Genomic DNA, 3,892 nt, shown 5'->3' with positions numbered 1-3,892 from the left:
GCAGGCATCCCCACCCCGGATTATATCTGCATTTCCATCCAGCACCCGGACCCAGATCCACAAAAGGTAAAGGATCTTGGTTTTCCGCTGGTGGTCAAACCGGTCTGTGCCGGCTCCTCTGTGGGCATGAGCATCGTACCAAATGAAAAAGAGCTGCCTGCCGCCATTGAAAAAGGATTCCAAAATGATGACACCCTGATCCTTGAACAATATATCAAGGGCACTGAACTGACCTGCGGGGTTCTGGGCAACCAGGAGATTGAGGCTCTGCCTGTCATTGAAATAATTCCGGGTGAAGGCCATGAATTTTTCGATTACCATGCCAAATATGTGGCAGGCGCAACCGACGAAATATGCCCTGCCCGCATTGACGAGCAAACCACCCAAAAGGTCCATCAACTTGCCGTTGAAGCCCACAGGACACTGTGTCTCAAAGGCTATTCCAGAACGGACATGCTGTTGAAAGACGACCAATTATATGTTCTTGAAACCAATACCATCCCCGGCATGACAGCCACCAGCCTTTTCCCCCAGTCTGCGGCCAAGGCGGGCTATGAATTTGGCGTCCTCATGGACAAACTCATTGAACTTGCCATAGAAGAAAATAAAAGAACGAATTTAAGGAGAGCCCAATGAAAATTCTTGTAGTCGGCAGCGGCGGCCGGGAACATACCCTGGTCTGGAAAATCGCCCAAAGCCCACTTGTAGATAAAATATACTGTGCCCCCGGCAATGCAGGCACCGCAACCCAGGCTGAGAATGTGAATATCAGCGCTGAAGACATTAACGCCCTGGCAGCTTTTGCAGAGCAAAATCAGATCGATTTGACTGTTGTGGGTCCTGAAGGTCCCCTGGTGGCAGGGATTGCAGATATTTTTCAAGAAAAGGGGCTGGCCGTTTTCGGTCCGTCCGGGGCCGCAGCACAGCTTGAAGGCTCCAAGGTATTTTCCAAAAAGCATATGCTCAAATACGGGATACCCTGTGCTGCGGGCAAAGCCTTTACCGATCCTAAGCGGGCCAAGCTTTATGCAAAAGCCCTGGGCGCGCCCTGCGTGGTCAAGGCCGACGGATTGGCCGCCGGCAAGGGGGTAATTGTCTGCACAAGCCTTGAACAGGCATACACCGCCATTGACGACATGCTGGAAGGCAACAAATTCGGTGATGCCGGCGCCGTGGTGGTGGTGGAGGAGTGTCTTAACGGGGAGGAAGCCTCCTTTATCGTCCTAACGGACGGCAACACCGTGCTTGCCCTGCCCGAATCCCAGGACCACAAACGGATATACGATGATGACAAAGGCCCCAATACCGGCGGCATGGGCGCATATTCGCCGGCACCTGTCCTGGATCACCTGCTGCGCACAAAGGCCATGGAAGAAGTGATGATCCCGGCGGTTAAAGGCATGGCCAAGGAAGGCACACCCTTTAAAGGGGTTCTCTATGCCGGATTAATGGTTGACAAGGAGAACATGAGGGTACTGGAATTCAATACCCGTCTTGGCGATCCTGAAACCCAGCCCATCCTCATGCGGCTGAAAAACGACCTGGTACCGTTGATGGAAGCCTGCTGCAACGGGACCCTGCATAATCATACAATCAAGATTGATCCACGGGCTGCCATGTGTGTGGTCATTGCTGCGGGCGGATATCCGGGATCTTACGAAAAAGGCCATGAGATCACAGGGCTGGATCAAGCCAATCGGGTCAAGGACACCGTGGTATTCCATGCCGGTACGGCCATGGACAACGGCAAGGTGGTAGCATCTGGCGGTCGGGTGCTTGGGGTGACATCCCTGGGCGATACGGTTGCAGACGCCATTAATACTGCATATGAAGCCTGTGCTAAAATTGATTTCAAGGATTGCTTCAAAAGAAAGGATATTGGGGCCAAGGCATTGAAACGCATGGCCATCCCGCCCCAGGTGGGTGTAATCATGGGCTCTGACTCTGATTTTTCGGTGATGAAAAGCGCCCTCGTCATGCTCAAAACATTCGACATCCCCTACTATGTCACCGTGGCCTCAGCCCACAGGACCCCCGAAAAGGCAATTCAGCTGGCGGTTCAGGCCCGGGAACAGGGGGTCAAGGTACTCATTTGCGGGGCAGGACATGCGGCACATTTAGCCGGTGTCATTGCCGCCCACACCACCCTGCCCGTTTTGGGTGTTCCCATTGATTCCAGTGCCCTTCAAGGCATGGATGCGCTGTTAGCAACGGTGCAGATGCCCCCCGGTATTCCGGTTTCCACCATGGCCATCGGCAAATCCGGGGCCCAGAATGCCGGCATCACGGCTGCCCAGATCATCGGGGTGTCTGATCCGGTGGTGGCTGAGAAACTGGCTGCATTTAAAAAGGAAATGGCAGACAAGGTGGCACGGAAGGCAGCCTCTTTTGCGTGATGTCGTTGTTGCCCGACGTGAAGCTCAATTTTAGCCTGATTTAAAAAAATCAAAAAATGACCCAAAACAAAATCATCCGGGTGGATAAAACCAATCCGGATTTGGACATCATCATCCAGGCCGCCGGCATTCTTAAAGCCGGCGGCCTGGTGATTTTTCCGGCGTCCTGTCTTTACGGGGTGGCTGCCAACGCCCTGTGCGCCGATGCCGTTGAAAAGGTATTCCAACTCAAACAACGCCCCCGCAACAACCCTATTCTGGTATTGATAAAAAATAGGGATCAGCTTAACGGACTTGTTACAAGAATTCCGGGCAAGGCGCGGGTCCTCATGGACAGGTTCTGGCCCGGCGGCGTGACCCTGGTATTTGATGCGGCAGGCAATGTTACCCCCCAGCTTACTGCAGGACGCCATAAACTCGGCATCCGCCTGCCCGGACACCCGGTGGCCCGGGCCCTGGTCAACAGTGTTGACTTCCCTGTCACCGGAACCAGCGCCAATCTGTCCGGCTGCCCCGGGTGCACCCGAATAGATATGCTGTGCCCTGAAATTATTGAAAAAGCCGACTTGATCCTGGACGCAGGTCCGGTTCAAGGCGGTGCCGGTTCAACTGTTATTGACGTAAGCGGAACACCACCCAAAATTTTACGCCAGGGTGCGACCCCCGCAGCAGACATTTATGCCTGCCTAAAAGAGTGATCGTTTGATTTGAAGTTGATCACATTCATTACCGACAGCCATATTTAAGGAAATGACCGTTGGATAAAAAATTATTTTTAACGCGGATTGCTCTGCTTGCACTCTTTTCATCGGCAATTTTCGCTTCTGATTTGACGCGTGGTATCGCGTTGACATCCGGAGAACAGGACTGGCTTAACGAAAAGGAAGCTGGGCCGATCCTTATGAACATGAAATACGAAAAAAATGATTCGATTCCTGCTACAAACATTGCCAAAGAGCACCAAAAGGAACTTACCAAAATCGGCAACGAATCGTTTTTTATGTGTGACGAACATACTATCCACCGAACAGAAGTCACCAAATGGGTTTTAGGTTTGACAGCTATCCTGGGTGCCGTCATTTGGGCCATCGTTTTCTGGAACCGGAAGTTAAGCAGGGAAATATCGGAACGCAGGAACATTGAAAAAGAGCTTCAGAGTAGTGAAAATAGGTATCGCAGCCTTTGCAATGCGTCTTTCGAAGGCATCATAATTACCGACAATGGGGTAATTATCGAAGCCAATACCGTGTTATCTCAACTCTTAGGATATCCCGTTTCGGACCTTATCGGAATGGAGGCGGTTGAAATTTTCGCGCCTAAAGTACGGGATGATGTCAAAGCCAAAACACAGGCCAGATATGAGAAAACATATGAAAGTGTCGCTCTGACAAAAGCCGGCATAGAGTTTCCCGTTGAAATTCAGGCGAAACAGTTCATTTACAAAAATAGACAGGTCAGATGTGCCGCCATTCGAGATCTTTCAACACGGTATAAGG

General features: G+C 51.6%; 4 protein-coding genes. All 4 read left to right on the top strand.

What is annotated here, in order from left to right:
- A partial coding sequence (locus B3D59_RS04965) for a D-alanine--D-alanine ligase family protein (protein ID WP_286818141.1) occupies positions 1-636 on the top strand: 636 nt, incomplete at its 5' end.
- Positions 633-2,396 (top strand): phosphoribosylamine--glycine ligase, encoded by a 1,764-nt coding sequence (gene purD, locus B3D59_RS04960; RefSeq protein WP_286818140.1) that lies wholly within the window; start codon positions 633-635, stop codon positions 2,394-2,396. The genes B3D59_RS04965 and purD, both read left to right, overlap by 4 nt.
- Positions 2,397-2,452: 56 nt before the next feature.
- Positions 2,453-3,094 (top strand): L-threonylcarbamoyladenylate synthase, encoded by a 642-nt coding sequence (locus tag B3D59_RS04955; RefSeq protein WP_286818139.1) that lies wholly within the window; start codon positions 2,453-2,455, stop codon positions 3,092-3,094.
- Between the two features lie 59 nt (positions 3,095-3,153).
- Positions 3,154-3,892: PAS domain S-box protein (locus tag B3D59_RS04950; protein ID WP_286818138.1), on the top strand; the 739-nt coding region annotated here is incomplete at its 3' end.

It is taken from the genome of Desulfobacter sp. UBA2225 (genome assembly GCF_002348205.1).
GTDB classification, from domain to species: domain Bacteria; phylum Desulfobacterota; class Desulfobacteria; order Desulfobacterales; family Desulfobacteraceae; genus Desulfobacter; species Desulfobacter postgatei.
The sequence above is the reverse complement of the archived record's forward strand: the minus strand, read 5'-3'. Positions and strand labels throughout refer to the sequence as shown.